This is a genomic window from Parafrankia irregularis, assembly GCF_001536285.1.
Lineage (GTDB): Bacteria > Actinomycetota > Actinomycetes > Frankiales > Frankiaceae > Parafrankia > Parafrankia irregularis.
Map to the genome: position 1 here is coordinate 270,398 of NZ_FAOZ01000002.1, position 21,647 is coordinate 292,044.

The window sequence follows — 21,647 nt, forward strand, 5'->3', positions numbered from 1 at the left end:
ACATGCCAACCGGCGGGACGAACGCCACGGCCGCCACGGCCGGCATCGCTGGTACGGCCGGCATTGCTGGTACGGCCGGCGAGGCGGTCAGGGTTCCGTGGATCGTCGGGGTCAGCGGTGCCAGCGGAACTCCGTACGCGGCCTCTGTGCTGCGGGGTCTGCTCGCCGCCCAGCTGCCGGTCGATCTCGTGCTCTCCCGTGCCGCCCGGCTCACCCTTCTGGACGAGACGGGCATCGGCTGGCGCGACGCCGCCTGGCTCGACCCGCTGTCGATCTGGCTGGGCAGGCGCGCCGACGGGACACGCCGCCGGGACGCCGACGAGGTGCGTGCCCGGATCGAGCGCCTGGTCGAGGTGCATCCACCGGCCGATCTCGGTGCGCGCCCCAGCAGCGGGTCGTACCCGACCCGCGGCATGATCGTCGTTCCGGCGAGCACGGCGTCGCTTGCCGGTGTCGCGCTCGGTCTGTCCAAGGACCTGCTGCAACGCGCGGCCGACGTCACCCTCAAGGAGGGGCGGCGCCTCGTCGTGGTGCCCCGGGAGATGCCCTACACCCGGGCGACGCTGCGCCACATGCTCGATCTCGATGCCGCCGGCGCGGTCGTGGCGGCGGCGAGCCCCGGCTTCTACGCGGGCGCCCGCGATGTCGACGACCTCGCCGACTTCGTCGCGGGCCGGGTCCTCGACGCCGCCGGGGTGTCCAACGACCTGTTCCGCCGCTGGACGGGCACCCTGGGCGAGGCCCGCTCCGCCGCGGCCGGGTCCCAACCCGATCCCACCTGACCCGGGTGCGCCGATCCGGGTACAACAGATCCGTGGACGGGCCGCTGACCGCGGCCGCCCGAGGCGACGAGGAGCGGACAGGCGCCATGGCAGGAAGGCGGACGGAGCGGCCGGGGAGCACCGGGAAGTCGGCAGCCCGGAAGGGGCCGGCCGCGGGGCGTTCCATGAAGGGGCAGCCGGAGCCGGAGCGCGGGCCGGCGCCGCAGTCCGGTAAGGCGGCGCAGTCCGGTGAGACGGCGCAGGCCGGGAGGCCGGCCGAGGTCGCCCCCGACCTGCGTGTTCAGCTGCCGTACTTTCTGGCCCGGCTGGCCGTTCTGGTGGTCCTTGCCGTGGTCCTCATCGTCGCGGGCGTCAACCTGGTGCTGGCGCTGCTCATCGCCTTCGCGGTCGCGGGACTGCTCACCTGGCCGTTGGGGCGCATGCAGCGCCGGGCCGCCGACCGTTCCCGTGACGGTGGTCCCACCGGAACCCCGCCGGGCCGCTGACGTTCGAAGAGCCAAGGCTTCTGTCGTGCCAGGGCGGGTAGCAAGATCCCGAGAAGTGGCGGATCCGGGCGACCGACACTGGCCTGGCGGTCGGCCCGCCGCCCGCCCGCCCGTCGGCGACTCCGCACCGCCGCGCGGCGCCGGTAAATCGCACCAAAAGCAGAAATAAGGGGCGCAGATTCGCCTGACAACCCGCAAGGCGCGAGGATTTTGGTTGTCGGAACGACCAAAATCCTTCGCTCTTCGGGCTCGCCCTCTCAGGCCACCGGGCTCAGGGCTGCCGAGGGGTCCAGTCGCGTTCGTGGAGTGCGAAAACTCTTCGAGTGAGATCATCGGAGTGTGATCGTCGAGCGAGGCGCGGCCACCATGAGCATCGAAATCATCACAGGCGACGACTCGACGGCGCTGACAACGACCTGAACGAACGCCTGGGCCGATGACGTCCACTTTCGGGGGCGGGCAGCAGCGAACTGCGGCCTGGATCACGGGCCTGATGGCGGATGCGGCCGCCATGGCCCGACGGTCCGCGGCGCTAGTCTGGGATCCATGGATGCCGGGCTCAAGCGAGAGATCGAAGCCAAGGTCCACGAAGGAGCCCGGCTCAGCCGGGCCGACGGCGAGGCGCTGTATGCCAGCGACGACCTCGCCTGGCTCGGTGGGCTTGCTCACGAGGTGCGGACCCGGAAGAACGGTGACCGGACCTTCTTCAACGTCAACCGGCATCTCAACCTGACGAACGTCTGCTCCGCGTCCTGCGCCTACTGCTCGTTCCAGCGCAAGCCCGGCGAGTCGGACGCCTACACGATGCGGATCGAGGAGGCGGTGCGGCTCGCGAAGGAGATGGAGCCGGCCGGTATCACCGAGCTGCACATCGTCAACGGCCTGCACCCGACCCTGCCGTGGCGCTACTACCCGCGCTCGCTGCGCGAGCTGGGGAAGGCACTGCCCGGCGTCGCGCTCAAGGCCTTCACCGCGACCGAGATCCACTGGTTCGAGAAGATCAGCGGCCTGCCGGCCGACGAGATCCTCGACGAGCTCATCGACGCCGGCCTCGAGTCCCTGACCGGTGGCGGCGCGGAGATCTTCGACTGGGAGGTCCGGCAGCACATCGTCGGGCACGAGACCCACTGGGAGGACTGGTCGCGGATCCACCGGCTCGCTCACGCCAAGGGCCTGCGGACACCGTGCACCATGCTCTACGGGCACGTCGAGGAGCCGCGGCACCGGGTAGACCACGTGCTTCGCCTGCGTGAGCTGCAGGACGAGACCGGTGGCTTCGCGGTGTTCATCCCGCTGCGGTTCCAGCACGACTCGGTGGGGGATCCGCGTAACCGGCTGATGGGGCAGCCGATGGCGACGGGCGCCGAGGCGCTGAAGACCTTCGCCGTCTCCAGGCTGTTGTTCGACAACGTCGACCACATCAAGTGCTTCTGGGTGATGCACGGGCTGACCACGGCCCAGCTCGCGCTCAACTTCGGCGCGGACGACCTCGACGGGTCGGTGGTCGAATACAAGATCACACATGATGCGGACGGTTTCGGCACGCCCACCACGATGACCCGTGACGACCTGCTCGGCGTGATCCGTGACGCCGGGTTCCGCCCGGTCGAGCGGGACACCCGCTACCGGGTCGTTCGCACCTATGACGGTCCGGACTCCACCAGGCGGGACAAGCCCGTCGCGATCGACGCCTGACCGGCCATGACCAGCGACGAGAGATCCCCGGCCGGGCCTGCCGGGGGCGAGGCCGGGCCCGTGCGGGCCGAGGCGGTGGCTGTGTCCGGATCTGATGGCCCCTCGGGCGATGGCCCCTCGGGCGGCGCGGCGGGCCCCGTGCGGGCCGGTCAGGCTCGTCCGTCCCGGCCGGCGGGTGCGCCCGGCATGGGCTCGATCTTCGTGCTCGCGTTCCTGGTGATCCTCGTCCCGGGGCTGGTCGCCTACAGCCTGCTGCGCTGGGCCGGCCTCGCGATCGGCCCGGCCGGTCTGCTCGGGCTGCTGATCATCTTTCTCGGGTTGGGCTTCTATCCGGCGTTGCTGCAGCGCCTTGGCTGGGTACGCCGCCGAGCACGCCGTACCTCCAGAAACCGGAGCGCATGATGTCCGCTGACGACGTACCGCCGGCCGGTCCGGTGTCCCGCCTGCCACGTCGCGGTGGATCGCGAGGGAGCCAGCGGCCGGCTGGCGAGGTCGGCATGTGGGGCCTCAACCTGCGGTATTTCGCGATCCGCGCCGCTCTCTTCGCGGCGGTTCTCGCGGTGCTGTTGCTCGTCGGTGTGGGTGGCCTGCTCGGTTTCGCCCTTGCGCTGGTTGTCAGCGGGCTGCTCAGCTATCCACTCGCGCTGCGGCAGCGCCGGGCAGTGCTGGACAGCGTTGCCGCGCGGCGCGGCGGCGAGTCCAGATGACGGCGGCGGACCCGGCGCCGTGGGCACGGCCGCAGGAGACAGCGGGCTGGGCCGGGGCGCGTGAGCACGTCGGGGTGCCTGATCACGTCGGGGTGCCCGAGCAGGTCGGGACCCAGACACGGCCGGCGGCGCCGACCCGCGCGGGGGTGCCTGGGCAGGTCGCGGGAGTGCCGACGGAGGCCGGGCTCCTGTCGCGGGCCGCGCGACCCAGGGTCGGCCACATCCAGTTCCTCAACTGTCTTCCGCTGTACTGGGGTCTGGTCCATTCCGACGCGCTGCTCGACCTGGATCTGACCAAGGACTCCCCGGACCGGCTCAACGAAGCCCTGGTCGCCGGCGATCTCGACATCGGCCCGATCAGCCTGGTCGAATATCTGAGGCACGCGGACGAGCTCGTCCTGCTGCCTGACCTGGCGGTGGGTTCGGACGGCCCGGTGCTGTCCGTCGTCGTCAGCAGCGCTGTCCCGTTCGAGCAGATCCGCACCGTCGCGCTGGGGTCGACGTCCCGGACGAGCGTGCTGCTGGCCCGGATGCTGTTCGAGCAGCGCTGGGGGCTGCGGCCGGAGTACGTCACGATGCCGCCGGAGATTCCGCTGATGCTGCGTGAGGCCGATGCGGCCGTGACCATCGGTGACGTGGCGCTGCGGGCGACCTACGACGCGGAGCGGGCCGGTGAGGGCCACCCCCTCCAGGTCGTCGACCTCGGAAACGAATGGCGCGAATGGACTGGCCTGCCGATGGTCTTCGCGGTCTGGGCCGCCCGGCGTTCCTTCGCCACCGACCACCCTGGGGTGGTCAAGGAGGTGCACGCCGCGTTCCGGTCGAGCCTCGATGTGGCGCTGCGTGAGGTGGACGAGGTGGCCCGGCGGGCGGCGAGGTTCGAGGTTTTCGACCCCGCGACCCTCGCGCGCTACTTCACGACCCTGGATTTTCGCCTGGGAGCCAGGCAGCAGGCGGGGATTCTCGAATTCGCCCGCCGGGCGGCGGCGCGCGGTGACGCACCCCCACTCGACGAGATCATTTTCGCCGCGGTGTGACGCACCGTCGCCGATAATCGGCGCGGCGGGACCTCGTTTCCTCGATTGCTTCGATCAATCGGTCTATAGATTCAGACCGGCGGGCGGAAAGCCTGGGAGATGCCCACCGGTGGCGTAGCTCGCTGGGCCGACGCCGTGGCGAAGCGTGCGATCCGCCTTTTGACGAGAGCGATCAGCCGGGGCGGAGTCGCACGCCCGCCCGGAGCAATCAACATCTCGTCGACGCTCGGCGACGGGCCGAACGGCGAATCGCCGAAACTGGATGCGGACAGTGACGAGAGGTCCTCGGTCTGCCGGTGGGGGAGCACCGGACGGGCGTCGGACGGGCCACCCGCTTGCGGAGTCTCCCCACGGTTCTGCTGCTCGTCGGTGTACCCGGAGTTACGGGGAGGAGTTTCCAGCGCCAGGTCGGCACCGTCGGGGTCGCGGCTGACCGGCGGCCGAGAGGCGCGACCCCCCGAGCCGATGTCAGGATTCCTGACGGTTCGCGCCGTTACCAGCCTCGGCTCCGAGCGTTCGGCCGTTGCCTCCGCGCCCGCCACCGCCGAGGCTCCGGACTCGTCCGCATGCCGGGCCGCGGCGTCGATGAGACTGTTGATCGCCAGCGTCCAGGCTCGTAGTCCTTCGTGCCCGGTCAGCTCGGTGAAGACCGCGGCCTCCAGGCAGCAGGTGCTCGCCTTCGCCAGCTCGTCCATGTCGAGCAGGGAGATCGCCAGCAGGCCGGCGAGGTGACCGGCGATCATGAAGAGGCGGAACTGCTGGTGCGGCAGCATCGGGGTCGCCAGGAGCTGGTCGACGAAGGTCTGCTGGTCGAGTACTCGGGCGGTGACGTCGGCCGGTTCCAGCGCGTCCGCGGCGGCGATGAGATCGGCGGCAAGCCGGTCGAGGTAGTCCAGCTCGCGATCGGAACGGCGGTGGTCGAGCAGGTCACCGATCCGACGGCGGGATTCGACCTCGGCGTCCGGCTGCTGCCCGCGCCGTTCGGCGCGTTCGGCGACGGCAGCCTCACGCAGGTCGACGAGCGCGCCGCCGGCTTCCAGCGCCGCGTCCACGGCGGCCAGGACCGGCCGGGCGGGGATGCCGCGGCTGGGCTGCTCCAACTGGCTGATGTACTGGCGGCTGTAACCAGTCCGGCCAGCAAGCTCCTCCCGGGTCAGGCCACGTTCGCAACGGCGCCGTCGAATCTCCGTCGGGAGCATGTCCTCCGCGGTACTCAGACCCTGCCGGCCCCGGCTCCGTTGCCGCATGTGCGCCGATCCTTCCGCTGCCCGGGGCTCCGAGACGCGACCACTCCGGCGTGCTTCATCCAGTGGGCGGGGCGGATGAAACGCCGGTCGTGCGCCGCTGTCGGCTGCCCGCTCACTGTCGTGGGGGCGTGGCGGCACCGTTGACGACGGGGTGGATGCTCCCTGGCTGAGGTCGCGCCCACGCTCCGGACAATCCGATGCCTGCCACCGTGTGCGTACGGGGTTATCTGTGTCTGCTTGGGCTGTCTCTGACGCTGCTGCGCCTGCGGCTAGCTGTACCTGTGCGTAGAGGTGACCGGGTGAAGCATCACCTGGAGTAATGACAATACTCCTCCTGGCACAAGGAGTGCCTTGGGTCAAAGGTCCCGGACACGGACAGTTACCTCTCTCGTGTGGGCCTGTGGTAGCGGTGTTGCCTTCGCGATGGCTACTCTTCGTAGTCGGACGGCCGTTCACGGCTTAGGGTGTGAGGTGCTCCCGCGGTCCATGTCGTTGTGCCGCGAGCTGGATCGGTGTTCCGCCTCACGTCTCGCGTCCGTACCGGTGGGCGCCGTTCTATTGTGAATTGGTTGTGTGCTGGGCGTTTTTATTGACGCGCCGGAAATGGGACTGAAAAAGCGTTGGTCACCGTCGCGTCGCCACAATTCGTCGCAGTGTCACGGGTATCCGGTGTGGATGGCCCGAGAGGCGCTTCAAGCCGGAGCGAACGGGTGGGTGTCCAGCGCGTTTGGGTCATACCGTGGAACCATCCCGAATGACGATGGGCGCGGCGCCCGGTAGCGCGTACAAAAGACGAGTGATGGACTCCTGGCCGTCGACGGATGAGGAGATCGACCTCGCTGGGGTTGATGTCCCCGGGGTTGATGTCCCTGAGGCTGGTGTCTCGGTGACCGGCCTTCCCGAGGTCGGTGTCGCCGGGGCTGCGCACCGGGTTTCGGCGGCTCGCGGCCGTGGCGGCCGGCGGGGTCCCTACCGTGTGGTCGTGGCGGACGACGCCGACGGGCTCCGCGAGCTTCTGTGCCTCCTGTTCGACACCGAGCCGGACTTCACCGTGGTCGGCCGGGCGGCCAACGGTGCCGAAGCGGTCGAGGTCGTCGCCCGGACGGAGCCGGACCTGGTGCTGCTGGACGTGGCGATGCCCGTCCTCGACGGGCTCGGGGCGCTGCCACGCGTCCGCCGGGCCGTGCCCGAGGCGCGGGTGGTGATCTTCACGGGCTTCTCGGAGCGAAGCCTGCGTGAGGAGGCCATGGCGCTCGGTGCCGACGAGCTCATGGAGAAGGACCTGTCCACCGGGGCCCTGCTGGACCGGATTCGCCAGATGTGTCGCAGACCCCGTCTGGTCTGAGCCCGGCCCGGATCGGAACCCGCCCCGCCCGAACGCGGCTTGGTCGCCGGTTGTGGCTGGCCTGTGACCCAGATGGGGTGTGACGACGTATCCACGACGTCTGCGCCTCATCTGTGGGAACATGGCCAGCGTGACTGCCCGGGTCCACGCGTTGGAGCCGTCGGGCGAGCGGCGGATGGCCGCTCGGCGCCGGCGTGCTGGCGCGTTCCCTGTGGCCGGGCTGTCAGGCCTCGGGGCCTCCTCGCGGGTCGGGCTCATGCCGCGGCCGACTGATGTCGGTCCCATCGACCCTCGCCTGGTCGCGCGTCTCCACGTCGACCTGTTGCGCGTCTCCAGCGCCGGCTGTCGCCGCTCCCGCTGACTCCGCCCACCTCGGCGTGTCACGCCTGGGTGGACCCTGCTCACCGAGAGATACCATGACTTCTCCTGCTCCGAACCCGCGTGCCGCGCGCTCGAACGCTCCGTCCCGACCGAAGGGGCAGGGCCAGTGGGCGTTGGGCTACACCGAGCCGCTGAACGCCAACGAGCGGATGAAGAAGGACCAGAACGGTCTCGATGTCCGTGACCGCATTCTGAACCTCTACCCGCAGACGGGCTTCGACGGGATCGACCCGCAGGACCTGCGCGGTCGGTTCCGCTGGTGGGGGCTCTACACGCAGCGCCGGCCGGGGATCAGTGGCGGGCGTACCGCCGTGCTGGAACCCGAGGAGCTCGACGACCGCTACTTCATGCAGCGCATCCGCCTCGACGGCGGCCGGCTGACGTCCGACCAGCTTCGGGTCATCGGGGACATCTCCACCCGGTACGGGCGCGACGTCGCCGACGTGACCGACCGCCAGAACATCCAGCTGCACTGGATCCGCATCGAGGACGTGCCGGCCATCTGGGGCGCGCTCGAGGCCGCCGGGATGACGGTCGAGGAGTCCTGCGGCGACACGCCCCGGGTCATCCTGGGCTGCCCGCTGGCGGGCGTGGACGAGGACGAGGTCATCGACGCCACCGGCGTCATCGACGAGGTCGTCGGGCGGTTCGTGGGTGACCGGTCACTGTCCAACCTGCCGCGCAAGTTCAAGAGCGCGATGTCGGGCTGCGCGGACCAGTGCACCCTGCACGAGATCAACGACATCGCCTTCGTCGGCGTGGTGCACCCCGAGCTCGGCGCCGGCTACGACCTGTGGGTCGGCGGCGGCCTGTCGACGAACCCGAAGCTCGGCGTGCGCCTCGGCGCGTTCGTCACCCCCGACCGGGTGGCCGAGGTGTGGCACGGCGTCATCCAGCTCTTCCGCGACTACGGGTACCGGCGGATGCGGACCCGGGCCCGGCTGAAGTTCCTCGTCGCCGACATGGGCGTCGAGTGGGTGCGGTCGACCCTGGAGAAGGAGTACCTCGCCTCACCGCTGCCGGACGGCCCGCCGCCGCCCCCGCCGCGCAACGAGGGCCGCGACCACATCGGGATCCACCGCCAGCGCGACGGGCGCTTCGCCGTCGGTTTCGCACCCCGGGCCGGCCGGGTGAGCGGCACCATCCTCACCGCGGTCGCGGACCTGGCGGACCGGTTCGGCCAGGGCCGGATCCGGGCGACCACCATGCAGAAGCTGGTGATCCTCGACGTGCCGGAGAGCGACCTCGACGCGCTCGAGGCCGAGCTCGCCGAGCTCGACCTGGTCGTGAAGCCGAGCGTGTTCCGCCGCAGCACGATGGCCTGCACCGGCATCGAGTTCTGCAAGCTGGCGATCGTCGAGACCAAGGGCAACGCCCGCGACCTCATCCTCGAGCTCGAGCGCCGGCTGCCGGACTTCGACGAGCCGATCGGCATCAACATCAACGGGTGCCCGAACGCCTGCGCCCGCTTCCAGGTGGCCGACATCGGCCTCAAGGGCTCCCTCGTCCCCGACGACAACGGCGAGATGGTCGAGGGCTTCCAGGTCCACCTCGGTGGGCACCTCGGCACCCGTTCCCGGCTGGGCCGCAAGTCCCGCGGGCTCAAGGTGACCGCGGACGGCCTCGTCGACTACGTCGTCGGGCTGCTGGAGACCTACCAGGCGAACCGGGCCGAGGGCGACACGTTCGCCGACTGGGCGGAGCACGCCGACGAGGCGCTGCTGACCGCGCCCAGCCACGGCGGCTCAGGAGGCGCGACGTGAGCGCCCGCGCCGTCCCCTTCTACTGCCCGTACTGCGGCGAGGAGGAGCTCGTACCCGAGCCCGCCCCGGGCGGTACGGGCGAGGGGCACGGGCACTGGGCCTGCCGGGCCTGCCGGCGGGCCTTCCGGCTCAGCCTCACGGCGCTGGTAGCGGCGACACCCGATCACAGCAGCCCCGATCACAGCAGCACCGATCAGACCAGCACCGATCAGACCAGCAGGGACGTCGCCGTCGGGACGACGGCCAGAACACCGGGTTCGGCGAACGGCACCGCCGCAGCGCCGTCGGACGTGGAGGAGACGAACTGATGGATGCCGCGCTGAAGGCCCGGGCACTGCGGGCCGGCGAGGAGCTCGAAGGCGCGCCAGCCGAGGAGATCCTCGGCTGGGCGGTGGAGGAGTTCGGCACCGGGCTGGCTGTCGCGGCCTCCATGGCCGAGGCGGTTCTCGCCGACATGCTGTCGCGGATCCGGTCGGACGTCCCGGTGATCTTCGTCGACACCGGTTACCACTTCGCCGAGACCATCGGCACCCGCGACGCCGTCGCGCAGACCTACTCCCTGCCGATCATCAGCGCGAGCCCGCAGCTCACCGTCGCCGGGCAGGACGCCGTGCACGGCCCGCGGCTCTACGAGAGCGACCCGGACCTGTGCTGCCGGATGCGCAAGGTCGTCCCGCTGGACCGTGCGCTCGCGCCGTACCGGGCCTGGGCCGCCGGCTCCCGCCGCGCCGAGTCGGCGGGGCGGCGGGACCTGCCGGTCATCGGCTGGGACCAGCGCCGTGGCAAGGTCAAGGTGCTCCCCCTGGCCGCATGGACGGACGAGGACGTCAACCGGTACGTCCAGGAGCACAACGTGATCGTCAACCCGCTGCTCAGCGACGGCTACGACTCGGTGGGCTGCTGGCCGTGCACCCGGCGGGGCACCGGCCGGGATGGCCGCTGGGCCGGCACCAGCAAGACCGAGTGCGGTATCCACTAGGCCGTGTCCGGTCGATCATGGTTGATGGGTGTTGTCCTGGTGTGGGCGCCAACCTGGTTGGCCGGACGCGTGGATCTTTTGCCGGGACGGTCGTCCTATGGGGCGGGGGGATCTGACAGCGCAGGAATGGGACCGGTTGGCGCCACTGCTGCCGGCGAGTAACGGACGGTGCGGCCGATGGCGGGACCACCGCCAAGTCGTGAACGGCATTCTGTTCCGGGTCCGTACCGGGGTGCCGTGGCGGGATCTACCGGAGCGGTTCGGCCCGTGGAAGACCGTGTACGAGCGGCATCGTCGCTGGTCGGCGGACGGGACCTGGGACCGGCTGGCCGGTGAGCTACGCCGCGGCGGGGATGCAGACCCGCCCGCCGGGGTCGGTGGGGCGTGGGAGCTGGGCGTGGACTCCACGATCTGCCGCGCCCACCAGCATGCCGCCGGCGCACCGAGACAGCGGCCCCGGGTACCGGGAAAAACCAGGTGCCCCTGAACGATGCGCCCGATGAAGGACTCGGCCGTAGCCGCGGCGAATTCACCACCAAGATTCACCTGGGTGCCGACGGGTATCGCCGGCCGGTCAGTCTTCTGATCACCGCCGGTCAGGTCGCGGACTCCACCCGGTTCACCGCGGTCGTGGACCGCGTCCGCATGCTCCGGTCGGGTCCTGGCCGGCCCAGGACCCGACCGGACCGGGTGCTGGCGGACAAGGCCTACTCCAGCCGCGCCAACCGGGCCTACCTGCGCGGCAGGGGTATCACCGCGACGATCCCGGAGAAGAGCGACCAGAAGGCCAACCGGCTCCGCCGTGGTCGCCGCGGTGGACGTCCGGTGTCCTTTGACGCCGAGGCGTACAAGCGCCGTAACACGGTCGAGCGGTGCATCAACCTGCTGAAACAGAACCGGGCTGTGGCCACCCGCTACGACAAACGTGCCTACGTCTTCCATGGCACTGTCACCGCCGCAGCGCTGCGGCTCTGGCTCCGACCACCATGATCGGCCGGACACGGCCTAGTACAGCGGCTTCGATCGGCGCCCGGCGGCCCGGCGGCCCGGGTTGGCGAGTCGCAAGCGTGAAGGATTTTGGTCGTTCCAACGACCAAAATCCTCACTTCTTGCGGGTTGCCAGGTGAATCTGCGCCCCTTTTGCCCCTCTTGAGGTGGATCGCTGGTGTGGTGCGGCTGTGCGGGATCCTCGATGGGTGGCCGTGGCGGGCGGGGCTCGCGCTCCCTGCGGACCGGGATGCTCAGGTCCTGCTCGGCGACAGCGACAGCGACAGCGACAGCACAGTGGCGGCGGCTCGCGGCTCGTAGCTCGGGATTCCTGCGAGCCTGGGAGACGATGATCCCGGCCTGCGGTGACCTCTGGCCTGTACCGTGCACGCCGTGGTTCTCGCGATGACCGGGCCGGGCGCCCACCAACCTGGATCGGCCCTGGCCCCGGGCTCGGCCCCGGCCCCGGAGCCCACGACGACCGGGCGCCCGAGCGCCGGCCGCGGCGGCGCCGGTGAGGTCTGGCTGGTGGGTGCCGGGCCGGGTGATCCCGGGCTGCTGACGGTCCGCGGCCGCGAGCTCCTCGCCGCCGCGGACGTGGTGGTCACCGACCGGCTGGCCGCGGCCGTGCTGCTCGACGCGGTCCGGTCGGACGCTCGCATCATCCATGTCGGCAAGAGTCCGACGCGGTCGCGCAGCCAGGACGAGGTCAACCAGATCCTGGTGGATGAGGCCCGAACCGGTGCGACGGTGGTGCGGCTCAAGGGCGGCGACCCGTTCCTGCTCGGCCGTGGTGGTGAGGAGGCCGAGGCCTGCGCCGCCGCAGGTATCCGCTGCACCGTGGTCCCCGGTGTGACCTCCGCGATCGCCGCGCCGGCCTACGCCGGCATTCCCGTCACCCATCGCGGGGTGGCGCAGGACCTCACCATCGTGTCGGGCCACGTCCCGCCGGGTCATCCCGACTCGACGGTGGACTGGGCGGCCCTGGCGTCCTCGCGCGCCACGGTCGTCGTGCTCATGGGGGTCGCCCGACTGATCGACATCGCTGACGCCCTGCTGCGCGGCGGACGTCCGCCGGAGACCCCGGCCGCTGTCATCGAACGTGGGACGACGCCCGCCCAGCGGGTGCTCCGGACGACGCTTGAGTCCATCGCCGTCGACGCCGTCGCCTTTCGGCTGCGTTCACCGGCCGTGCTGGTGGTCGGTCCGGTCGCGGCCAGGCGCGACGCCGCCGTTCTGCCTGATCAGGCGGCGGTGGGCTCGGCGGCCGATACCGACGGCGACCGGACCGCGGCCGCCGGGCCGCTGGCGGGCGTCCGAGTGCTCGTGCCGCGGACGCGGGCTCGAGACAGCCTGCTCGCCCGAAGGCTGCGCGAGCTCGGCGCGGAGGCGGTCGAGACCGTGGTCAGCCGTCTCGTCCCGGCCACCGACGGCGCCGCCCTGCGGGAGGCGCTGCCCGGCGCGGACGGCCTGGTGCTGGCGGACGCGGACGAGGTCGCGGCGACCGTGACGCTGCTGCGTGCGGCCGGCACCGACGTACGGGCCCTCGCGGGTCTGACCCTCGTCGCCGCCTCCGACTCGGCCGCCGCCGCCCTGGACGCGCTGGGACTCGTCTCGGTGCGCTCCTCGGCCGAGGTCCAGGTCGCCAACCGGGTGGTGACCGAGGTGCCCGTTCCGGGGCTGCGGGTGGTGATCTGCGGGTCGGCGCCGCCGCCGGCGGGGATTCGGACGCTGCGCCGGGTCAGGCTGCTCACGGACGTCGCGGCGGAGCCGGACCTGAGGATCGCCGAAGAACTGCGGCACGGCGACCTCGACGCCGTCGCGCTCGCCTCCTCGACCGCGGCGCGCTGCCTGTCCGAGCTGTACGGGCCGCTGCCCGACACCGTCCGGGTCGCCGCCATGGGCCGCCGGACCGTCGAGGCCTGCGAGGCGGCGGGGCTGCGGGTCGACGCCGTGCCGGCGGAGCCCGGGATCTACCCACTCGCGGCGGTCGTCGGCGAACTCGTGACAGGTCGGCCGACACCCGGGTCTTAGTCGGGGCCTGGCCGGCCGACGGCGTCGTCGATGCGGGCCCGTACCGCCTGTACGACGCCCGGATGCAGCCCGAGTGGGCGGGTGATGGTCCAGCGGGTCGTGGGGTGCTCCGCCTGCGCGGCGGCAAGTGCCGCGGGTATGTCGCGGGTGGTGTGGTTGCCCTCGAACAGGAAGAACGGGTGCGCGATGATCTCCGAGCAGCCGGCACGGACCAGCGCGGCGTAGCCCTGGGCGATGTCCGGGTGGACGACGTCGAGGAAGGCGGGTTCCACCGCCTGCCAGGCCGGTGCGGTGCTCGTCGTGCCCGCGCCCGCTTGCGAGGCCGCGCCCGTCGCGCCTGTGCCCGCGCTCGTCGTGCCCGCGGTGCCCGCGTCGAACGTGCCCGGGTCGAACGTGCCCGCGTCCGGCGAGGCCGTGCCCGGACCTGCCGTGTCGCCGTCCGCCGCGCCGGCGTCGGACGCCTCCTCGTACGCGGGGTCGCCGCCACGGCTGAGCGCGCGTGCGAGCTCGATCACCATGGCATTCGCCTCGTCTCGGCGTGAGCCGTGTCCGATCACCAACAGGCCGCGCATGACCTCAAGTCTGCCCCCGCCCGCACTGCGCCGCCGCTGGCGGGGGACCGGGGGCCGGGGAGACGGGAGCCGGAGCCATGGCAGGTATCGGGCGGAACGGGAGAATACTGGGCGAATCGCCCAGACCACCCGGTTGGGTAACACGCCCGGGTGGTCGAAGTCGGTGCAAGCCCGCGAGAACGGGCTTTCACTCCCCAATAGTGTGAACAGGCGTTCGACATGGGCAGTTCGGTGATGGTGTGCTCTTCCCGTACCTGCTGCCGCCGGCCCTGTCCCGTCGGCGGCCGCAGGTAGGCTCTCTCCTCGCCGGGCGCCCGAAGCGCCAGGGCCGCGCCGAAGCCGACCTCTTGTCCGGCTTCCCCCACTTCCTCGGCTTCTCCGCGAGAACGCGACCAGCGCGACCAGCGCGACCGTGTCGATCAGGCTACTGGTCGCCGCCGCGGCGTCGGAATGCGGACAGCGCACGGCCGTGGGGCCGTGGGCGCGTTAGCGTCGCGGTCGGCGGTGCGTTACATGACCCGTGTTCGGACGTCTGTCATGGGCGCCGCCGAAGCGTGATGATGGCTGTGTTCGCGCGACGCGCGTGAACCGGGGCGCGTCGTTCGCGGCCGCGCCGACGAGCGGAGAGCGGGCGAGACGTGGCGGACCGATCGGCCCTCCGGTCGCAGGGAGAACCTCTGCACCCGGACGATCCGACGTCGATCGGGCGGTATGAGGTGATCGGCCGGCTGGGTGCCGGTGGCATGGGCCGGGTCTACCTCGCCCTCGACCAGCAGGGCCGCAAGGTGGCCATCAAGGTGATCCGGTCGGATCTCGCGGTGGATCCCGAGTTCCGGGACCGTTTCGCCGACGAGGTCGCCGCCGCGCGCCGGGTCGCTCCCTTCTGCACCGCACAGGTTCTCGACGCGGACCCGCACGCACGCCGCCCCTACCTGGTCACCGAGTTCATCGACGGCGCCCGCCTCGACCGGGTGGTGGACGAATCCGGGGCGCTCCCGCTGTCGACCCTGCAGGGTGTGGCCGTGGGTGTCGCCTCGGCACTGACCGCGATCCACGGCGCCGGCATCGTCCACCGCGATCTCAAGCCGAGCAACGTCCTGCTGTCCTACTCCGGCCCCAGAGTGATCGACTTCGGGATCGCCCGCGCGCTCGACGCGGTCAGCGGGAGGACCCAGACCGGGCTGGTCCTGGGCTCGGTCGGCTGGATGGCTCCGGAGCAGATGGAGGGCACGGCGCCGGTCGGCCCGGCCACCGACGTCTTCGCCTGGGGCCTGCTCGTCGCGTACGCCGCGGCCGGTGATCATCCCTACGGCGACGGTACCTACCTGGAGATGTCGGAGCGGGTACTCACCACCGAACCCGATCTGCGCCAGGTTCCGCCCGCGCTGGCCGGGATCGTCGGCTCCGCCCTGCATCGTGATCCGCGGCGGCGCCCGTCCGCGGAGCAGCTGCTGCTGCGCCTGCTCGGTGACCGCAGCGGTGCCAAGGCGAACCCCCGGGTGGCGGCCACCGAGGTCATCGACAACACCTGGCCCCGCAGCCGGTCCGCCGCCGCGGCAGCCGCCGGCCTCGGGCTGGGCGCGGCCGCCGCAGGAGCGGGCGCCGGTGCCGCGTACGGCGCCGGCGCGGCCCAGCGGCCGGCGCAGACCCGGGTCGCGGGCCCCGGTGACGTCAGCGGCCGTTGGTGGGAGGCGCCACCGGAAGCCGCCCGCGGCGGCTCGGCGGGGGCTGGCCAGGCATACCAGCCCGGACAGTCCGGACAGTCCGGACAGTCCGGACAGCCCGGCAAGGTCGTGCCGGGCGCGGGTGGTCCGCAGCCGGCGCGTCGACGCAAGGGCGGATTCGTCCAGTACGGCGACGAACCCGACCTGGCCCGGTCAGGCGCCCCTTACCCGGCGGGCTCGGCCGGCCCCGGGCAGGCCGCGCCGCGCGCCGCCCGCCCGGCGCCGCCACCCGCACCACCCGCGGCCCCCTACCACGAGGACGCGCCGCGCTCCGCGTACCGCGACGCCCACCGCCCGCCGCCGCCCGCGCCTCCGCCCGCACCGGCACCAGCTCCCTACCGTGAGCCGCGCCGCCCGCGGCGGCGGTGGCGGCTGCGGATCCCGTTCAAGCGGACGATCATCTTCGTGCTGATGGTGCTGCTTCTGCTGTCCGCGGCCGACCAGATCGCGACGATGGTGGACAACAAGCGCCAGCAGATCTGGGACAGGACCGTCACCTCGGTGCACGACTGGGTGGACGACCAGATCGACTGGTTCCGTGGCAAGGGCGATGAGGCGCGGGACCAGCTCCCGGAACCGAACGACCAGATCCAGATCCCGCCCGCGGGCGACGAGAGCCTGCGCGACCGGCTTCAGGACCTGCGGGGCGGCGTCTCCGACCTGCTGCCGACCGGTTCGGGGTGACCAGGGTGCGGCAGTGTCCCGGCCGAACAGGGTTGTCGGCATGAACCGGGCCTGACGCAGGTACACCGAGGGTATGGCGAACTTCACCAGCAAGGTCCAGGAGCTGCTCCACAGCCCCAAGGCCCAGGAGATGGTCGACAAGGCCAAGACGGTGGCGAACAAGCCGGAGAACCGGGCGAAGTTCAAGCAGCTGACCAGCAAGTTCACCGGCAAGGGCCGGGGACCGGGCGGCGGCGGCTCGGCCGGCCAGGGCCACACGTCGAGCATGTCGAGCACGCCGAGCGCCGGGCCCTCCGGTCCGATCGGTGGCGCGGGGCGCGGCTCCGGTGACAACCCGTCGGACTACGGGCCCTTTTGAGTAGTCGGGTAGTTCCTTGCGTAACTCGTGACGGCGGGCGGCCGGGCCTCACCTCCGCCCGGTTGGTGCCCCGAAGGCCCGGGATCCGTCCAGGGCGAACGTCGCCTGGGCGGCTGCCGCAGGCTGCGGTGCAGCGGCTGCGGCTGGCGTTGCTACCGGACAGGAGCGAAGGATTTCGGTCGTCCTGACGACCGAAATCCTTCACTCTTCACGAAACGATCCCGAGTCGGTCCGTGGCAGGTTTGTCACCGATCAGAATTTCCGGTGCTCCGCCGGTGGTGGGCCGCGGGGCCGACGTGCTCGCGATTCGATCGGTTCAAGCGGTACAGGTCGTACGATCTGACGGGTGAGCCTTGTTGATGCCGACGGTGAGTCCCCGGCGGGCCCGGCCCGCGTGGCTGACGGCGAGATCCGCGCCCTGCTGGATCGCGCGGCCGACGGTGGGCGGATCTCGCCGGAAGAGGCGTTGCTGCTCTACACGTCCGCGCCGCTGCACGCGCTCGGCCTGGCCGCAGACACGGTGCGCCGCCGCCGGTTCCCCGACGGGATCGCCACCTACATCATCGACCGGAACATCAACTACACGAACGTCTGCGTGACCGCCTGCCGCTTCTGCGCCTTCTACCGGGCACCGAAGCACGCCGAGGGCTGGGTGCGCGAGCTGGACGACATCGTGGCCAGGTGCGGTGAGGCCGTCGAGCTCGGGGCGACCCAGATCATGCTCCAGGGCGGCCACCATCCCGAGTTCGGGATCGAGTGGTACGAGCGGACGTTCGCCGGCATCAAGGCGGCGTACCCGCAGCTGGCACTGCACTCGCTCGGGGCCAGCGAGGTCGTCCACATCGCCCGGACGTCCGGCCTGGAGCACGCGGAGGTCATCACCAGGCTGCGTGACGCCGGGCTGGACAGTTTCGCCGGCGCCGGCGCCGAGATCCTCACCGAGCGGCCGCGGCACGCGATCGCGCCGCTCAAGGAGCCGGGCCATGTCTGGCTGTCGGTGATGGAGACGGCGCACGGCCTCGGCCTGGAGTCGACGGCGACGTTCATGATGGGCACCGGCGAGACGAACGCCGAGCGCATCGAGCACATGCGGATGATCCGGGACGTCCAGGACCGTACCGGCGGGTTCCGGTCGTTCATCCCGTGGACGTACCAGCCGGAGAACAACCACCTGGGTGGCCGGACGCAGGCGACCACCCTGGAGTACCTGAGGCTGGTGGCCGTCGCGCGGCTTTTCTTCGACAACGTCGCGCACCTGCAGGGCTCGTGGCTGACGACCGGCAAGGAGGTCGGGCAGCTCACCCTGCACATGGGCGCCGACGATCTCGGCTCGGTCATGCTGGAGGAGAACGTCGTCTCCTCCGCCGGTGCCCGGCACCGGACCAACCGCGCCGAGCTGATCCACCTGATCCGCTCGGCGGGGCGGATTCCGGCCCAGCGGGACACCCTCTACCGGCACCTGCTCGTACACAGGGACCCGGCGTTGGACCCGGTCGACGACCGGGTGGCCTCCCACTTCTCGTCGACGGCCCTGCCGCTGGTGGCGAGCTGACCCCCGAGCGGGGCGCCGCGGCGGCATCCGGGCCGGCGGTGTCCGCGCACGGGTCGGTGTCCGCGCACGGGCCGGCGGTGTCCGAGATCGGTTCGGCGTCCGAGATCGGGTCGGCGTCCGAGACCGGGCCGAAGATCGAGCTGCACGTCCACCTGGAGGGGACGGTGCGGCCCGAGATGCTGCTCGCGATGGGCCGCCGCAACAACGAGGCGCTGCCGGCCCGCACCGTCGAGGGCATCGCCGAGCTCTACCGGTTCCGGGACTTCGACCACTTCATCAAGGTCTGGGTCCTCACCACCCACGTCATGCGGACGGCCGACGACTTCCGGGAGGTCGTCGTCGACTACGCCCGCCGCGCGGCCGAGCAGGGCGCCGTGTACCTGGAGGGAATCTTCTCCCCCTGGTACCGGGTGCACCGGGGCGTGCCGTGGGAGGAGATCTTCACCGGCTACGCGGACGGCGCGTGCGAGGCGCGCGAGCGGTTCGGGGTCGAGGTGCGGCTCACCCCCGACATCGACCGGGTGCTCCCGCCAGAGGCCGCGATGGACGTCGTGCGCTGGTCGTCGCGGTTCGTCGACCGCGGTGTCGTCGGGATCGGCCTCGGCGGTCCCGAGGTGGGCCATCCGCCGGAGCCGTACGCGCCGGTCTTCGCCGCCGCCGCCGACGCGGGGCTCGCCGCCGTCCCGCACGCGGGGGAGACGGCCGGGGCGGAGTCGGTGCGTGGCGCGCTGCACGCGCTGGGCGCGCGGCGGATCCGCCACGGCGTGCGCGCGCTGGAGGACCCCGACCTGGTCGCGGAGCTCGTCGAGCGGAACATCGTGCTGGACGTCTGCCCGGTGTCGAACCTGCGCACCGGCGTTGTGCGCGACCTGGCCGACCATCCGCTGCCCGCGCTGGTCGCGGCCGGACTGCGCTGCTCGCTGGCCACGGACGACCCGGCGATGTTCGGTACCGACCTCGAACGGGAGTCCGCGATCGCTGCGGGCCTCGGGGTGCCGCTGCGGGAGGTGTTCGCCGCCGGGCTGGCCGGTGCGCTCTGCGACGAGGGCACCCGGGCGAGGTTGGCTGCGGCTGCCGAGCACACCGACTGGGACCGGGCGCAGGCCGCGGCAGCCGCCGGCAGCGCCGCGGCGATCGCCGGCAGCCCCGTGGCAGCCGGTAGCGGCGGTGACCGTGACAGCGGTGGCGGTGGCGGTGGCGGCGGTCACCGTGACAGCGGCGGCAGCACCGCGGCGGCGGTCGAGCGCATCGGGGCACAGCAGGCACCGTCGATGGTGAGCACAGAGGGATGAACCAGTGAGCCGAGCGGGACTGGACAAGAAGCCCGACCAGGTGGCCGCGATGTTCGACCAGGTCGCACGGCGCTACGACCTGACGAACGCGGTGCTGTCGGCCGGCCTTGACCGAACCTGGCGGACGGCCACCGCGCGGGCACTGGATCTGGCCCCCGGTCTGCGTGTCCTCGACGTCGCGGCCGGCACCGCCACGTCGTCGCGGGCGTTCGCGGACTCCGGTTCGGACGTGGTGGCCTGCGACTTCTCCCTCGGGATGCTGGCGGAGGGCCGTCGGCGCCTCGCCGACCGCGCGCGGTCGGCCGCCACGACCACGACGGCCTCCGGCACCGGTACCGGTGCGGCCGGTCCGGTCGGCGGCCGGGTGCTGCTCACGGCGGGTGACGGTCTGCGGCTGCCCTTCGCCGACGAGTCCTTCGACCGGGTGACCATCTCGTTCGGGCTGCGCAACGTCGCTGCCGTCGACGTCTGCCTCGGCGAGCTGCTGCGCGTCACCCGGCCGGGCGGTGTGCTGGCGGTCTGCGAGTTCAGCAGGCCGGTGTGGCGGCCGGTGCGCACGGTGTACATGGAGTACCTGATGCGCGCCCTGCCCGCGGTGGCGCGGGCGGTCAGCAGCAACCCCGACTCGTACGTGTACCTCGCCGAGTCCATCCGGGCCTGGCCCGGGCAGGCGGAGCTGGCGGAAATGGTCCGCTCGGCGGGGTGGACGAGGGTGAACTGGCGCAACCTCAGCGGCGGCATCGTCGCCGTGCACCGGGCGGTGCGGCCCGGCGGGCAGGACTGACCAGGCACCCTGACGGCCTGCCGCTGCCCGAGCGCGGGATTGCCCGGCGGCCTCGTTTGGCGACCCGCAAGAGTGAACGATTTTGGTCGTTCCGGCGACCGAAATCCTCCTGTCTTGCGGGTCGCCAAGCGACTCCGTACCCCTTTTTGCCCCTCTTGGGACGAATTGCGGGCGCTGAGTGACGGCTCGGAACCAGTGGGATCCGGTGGGTGGCCGTGCGGCGGGTGGGCAGGGGCCGCCGGGGCGGCCGGGCTGGGCCGGACTGGGCTGCGCCGGCGGGCCGGCGGGCCGGCGGGGGTGCGGGAGTGCGGGGTTACCTGGGGACGTGGGCCTCCAGCCAGGCGAGCGTGCGGGCCCAGGCGTCGTGGGCCGCCGTGGCGTCGTAGAAGTCCGGTCGGGCGTCGTTGTAGAACGCGTGCCTGACCCCGGGATAGCGCACGATCTCCGTGTCGACGTCGGCGAGGGAGACCGCCATCCGCAGATGCTCCACCTGCTCGACCGGCGTCGACGGGTCGAGGTCGCCGTACAGGCCCAGCCAGGGGGTCTGCAGGCTGGTGGCGACCTCGAGCTGCGAGGGCTCCCCGAAGCGCCCGTCCTCGATCCCGCCTCCGTAGAACGTGACCGCCGCCGCGAACGGGCGGTGGACCGCGGCGTGGAAGGCGATGCTGCCGCCCATGCAGAATCCGACGACCGCGCTTCGGTCGATCGGTGTTCCCGACTCGGCGAGGACCATCAGTCCGGAGTCCAGGTCGTCGAGGATGTCGTCACCGGCCAGCCGCCCGCGCAGCGTGAGTGCCGCGCCGGCGTCCGCGTGGTCGAACACGGGTGATCCCTGCCGGTGGTAGAGGTCCGGGGCGACGGCCCGCCAGCCGGCGTCCGCGAACCTGCGGCAGACGTCGGTGATGTGGTCGGTGAGGCCGAACACCTCGTGCACGATGAGCACTCCGCCGCGGACGGTACGTCCGGGTTCCGCGATGAAGGCGGGGGTGGGGCCGTCCGCAGTGGTGAGGACGACTGTTTCTGATGTCATGGCCGCGTCGCTCTCCGAGGTCGGTGGGGCCTGTCGATCCGGGCCGGAGATGATCGGCGGGCTCCTGGTCTGTGGGGGCGTCGGTCCGTGAGCGCGCGGGCCAGCGCGGGGTTGTCCAGCTTTCGGGAACTACCCGGTTCGGATGGTCATGTCACCTCACGGGCCCTGTCTGGCCCGGTCTGGCCGCGTCGGGGGTCGTTCGGGTCGGG

The 21,647-nt window shown here is 71.8% G+C and carries 21 protein-coding genes; 18 read left to right on the top strand and 3 right to left on the bottom strand.

All coding sequences use genetic code 11. From position 1 onward, the window contains the following. The first annotated feature begins 2 nt into the window (after positions 1 to 2). The 6 genes from AWX74_RS03685 (at position 3) to AWX74_RS03710 (ending at position 4,706) form a co-directional block, all read left to right on the top strand. Positions 3 to 782: a UbiX family flavin prenyltransferase gene (locus AWX74_RS03685; RefSeq protein WP_091272064.1), complete on the top strand. Its 780-nt coding sequence runs from the start codon at positions 3 to 5 to the stop codon at positions 780 to 782. Between the two features lie 164 nt (positions 783 to 946). Next, positions 947 to 1,267 (top strand): hypothetical protein, encoded by a 321-nt coding sequence (locus tag AWX74_RS03690; RefSeq protein WP_226931061.1) that lies wholly within the window; start codon positions 947 to 949, stop codon positions 1,265 to 1,267. A 546-nt stretch (positions 1,268 to 1,813) separates the two neighbouring features. Beyond that, complete coding sequence (gene mqnE, locus AWX74_RS03695) at positions 1,814 to 2,962, top strand: aminofutalosine synthase MqnE (RefSeq protein WP_091271560.1); 1,149 nt, start codon at positions 1,814 to 1,816, stop codon at positions 2,960 to 2,962. Positions 2,963 to 2,968: 6 nt separating this feature from the next. Further along, positions 2,969 to 3,364 carry a hypothetical protein gene (locus tag AWX74_RS03700; RefSeq protein WP_226931060.1) on the top strand — a complete coding sequence of 132 codons (396 nt, stop codon included), beginning with the start codon at positions 2,969 to 2,971 and terminating at the stop codon, positions 3,362 to 3,364. Between the two features lie 95 nt (positions 3,365 to 3,459). Beyond that, positions 3,460 to 3,669 carry a DUF4229 domain-containing protein gene (locus tag AWX74_RS03705; protein ID WP_006539069.1) on the top strand — a complete coding sequence of 70 codons (210 nt, stop codon included), beginning with the start codon at positions 3,460 to 3,462 and terminating at the stop codon, positions 3,667 to 3,669. Further along, a complete protein-coding gene (locus tag AWX74_RS03710) occupies positions 3,666 to 4,706 on the top strand; it encodes a menaquinone biosynthetic enzyme MqnA/MqnD family protein (protein ID WP_226931059.1) in 1,041 nt (346 codons plus the stop codon). Before AWX74_RS03705 ends, AWX74_RS03710 begins: the two co-directional genes overlap by 4 nt. Positions 4,707 to 4,777: 71 nt before the next feature. On the opposite strand, the gene AWX74_RS03715 is transcribed toward AWX74_RS03710, so the two are convergent. Beyond that, entirely contained in the window at positions 4,778 to 5,953 is a 1,176-nt protein-coding gene (locus AWX74_RS03715; RefSeq protein ID WP_091271562.1) for a helix-turn-helix domain-containing protein, read from the bottom strand. 799 nt (positions 5,954 to 6,752) lie between these two features. Here AWX74_RS03715 and AWX74_RS03720 point away from each other — a divergent pair. The 7 genes from AWX74_RS03720 (at position 6,753) to cobA (ending at position 13,442) form a co-directional block, all read left to right on the top strand. Further along, positions 6,753 to 7,298 carry a response regulator transcription factor gene (locus AWX74_RS03720; RefSeq protein ID WP_165615454.1) on the top strand — a complete coding sequence of 182 codons (546 nt, stop codon included), beginning with the start codon at positions 6,753 to 6,755 and terminating at the stop codon, positions 7,296 to 7,298. 256 nt (positions 7,299 to 7,554) lie between these two features. Beyond that, positions 7,555 to 7,659, top strand: a complete 105-nt coding sequence (locus tag AWX74_RS42255) for a putative leader peptide (protein ID WP_341271968.1) — start codon at positions 7,555 to 7,557, stop codon at positions 7,657 to 7,659. Positions 7,660 to 7,714: 55 nt separating this feature from the next. Continuing rightward, positions 7,715 to 9,442 carry a nitrite/sulfite reductase gene (locus tag AWX74_RS03730; RefSeq protein ID WP_091271564.1) on the top strand — a complete coding sequence of 576 codons (1,728 nt, stop codon included), beginning with the start codon at positions 7,715 to 7,717 and terminating at the stop codon, positions 9,440 to 9,442. Then, positions 9,439 to 9,750 carry a hypothetical protein gene (locus AWX74_RS03735; protein ID WP_091271566.1) on the top strand — a complete coding sequence of 104 codons (312 nt, stop codon included), beginning with the start codon at positions 9,439 to 9,441 and terminating at the stop codon, positions 9,748 to 9,750. The genes AWX74_RS03730 and AWX74_RS03735 overlap by 4 nt, the downstream gene beginning before the upstream one ends. Beyond that, a complete protein-coding gene (locus tag AWX74_RS03740; protein WP_091271569.1) occupies positions 9,750 to 10,421 on the top strand; it encodes a phosphoadenylyl-sulfate reductase in 672 nt (223 codons plus the stop codon). Before AWX74_RS03735 ends, AWX74_RS03740 begins: the two co-directional genes overlap by 1 nt. A gap of 97 nt (positions 10,422 to 10,518) precedes the next feature. Next, positions 10,519 to 11,411, top strand: a protein-coding gene (locus tag AWX74_RS03745) for an IS5 family transposase (protein WP_226931058.1) whose coding sequence is annotated in 2 segments (ribosomal slippage) — positions 10,519 to 10,888 and positions 10,888 to 11,411 — 894 coding nt in all. Because the reading frame shifts where the segments join, the coding sequence is not laid out codon by codon here. Positions 11,412 to 11,813: 402 nt separating this feature from the next. Next, positions 11,814 to 13,442, top strand: coding sequence for a uroporphyrinogen-III C-methyltransferase (cobA, locus tag AWX74_RS03750; protein ID WP_226932291.1), 1,629 nt, complete (start codon positions 11,814 to 11,816; stop codon positions 13,440 to 13,442). Here the strand turns inward: cobA and AWX74_RS03755 are convergent. Further along, positions 13,439 to 13,960, bottom strand: coding sequence for a sirohydrochlorin chelatase (locus AWX74_RS03755; protein ID WP_091272080.1), 522 nt, complete (start codon positions 13,958 to 13,960; stop codon positions 13,439 to 13,441). The two genes, cobA and AWX74_RS03755, sit on opposite strands and share 4 nt — an antisense overlap. 692 nt (positions 13,961 to 14,652) lie before the next feature. Here AWX74_RS03755 and AWX74_RS03760 point away from each other — a divergent pair. From AWX74_RS03760 to AWX74_RS03780, 5 genes are all read left to right on the top strand, one after another. Beyond that, positions 14,653 to 16,422 (top strand): serine/threonine-protein kinase, encoded by a 1,770-nt coding sequence (locus AWX74_RS03760; RefSeq protein ID WP_091271571.1) that lies wholly within the window; start codon positions 14,653 to 14,655, stop codon positions 16,420 to 16,422. A 73-nt stretch (positions 16,423 to 16,495) separates the two neighbouring features. Next, complete coding sequence (locus AWX74_RS03765) at positions 16,496 to 16,780, top strand: hypothetical protein (RefSeq protein ID WP_091271574.1); 285 nt, start codon at positions 16,496 to 16,498, stop codon at positions 16,778 to 16,780. Between the two features lie 346 nt (positions 16,781 to 17,126). After that, positions 17,127 to 18,332 carry a cyclic dehypoxanthinyl futalosine synthase gene (mqnC, locus tag AWX74_RS03770; protein ID WP_091271577.1) on the top strand — a complete coding sequence of 402 codons (1,206 nt, stop codon included), beginning with the start codon at positions 17,127 to 17,129 and terminating at the stop codon, positions 18,330 to 18,332. Between the two features lie 77 nt (positions 18,333 to 18,409). Further along, complete coding sequence (gene add, locus AWX74_RS03775; protein WP_423212959.1) at positions 18,410 to 19,624, top strand: adenosine deaminase; 1,215 nt, start codon at positions 18,410 to 18,412, stop codon at positions 19,622 to 19,624. Positions 19,625 to 19,628: 4 nt separating this feature from the next. After that, positions 19,629 to 20,408, top strand: a complete 780-nt coding sequence (locus tag AWX74_RS03780; RefSeq protein WP_091271579.1) for a demethylmenaquinone methyltransferase — start codon at positions 19,629 to 19,631, stop codon at positions 20,406 to 20,408. A gap of 313 nt (positions 20,409 to 20,721) precedes the next feature. On the opposite strand, the gene AWX74_RS03785 is transcribed toward AWX74_RS03780, so the two are convergent. Continuing rightward, positions 20,722 to 21,438 (bottom strand): dienelactone hydrolase family protein, encoded by a 717-nt coding sequence (locus AWX74_RS03785; RefSeq protein WP_091271582.1) that lies wholly within the window; start codon positions 21,436 to 21,438, stop codon positions 20,722 to 20,724. Positions 21,439 to 21,647 lie beyond the last annotated feature (209 nt).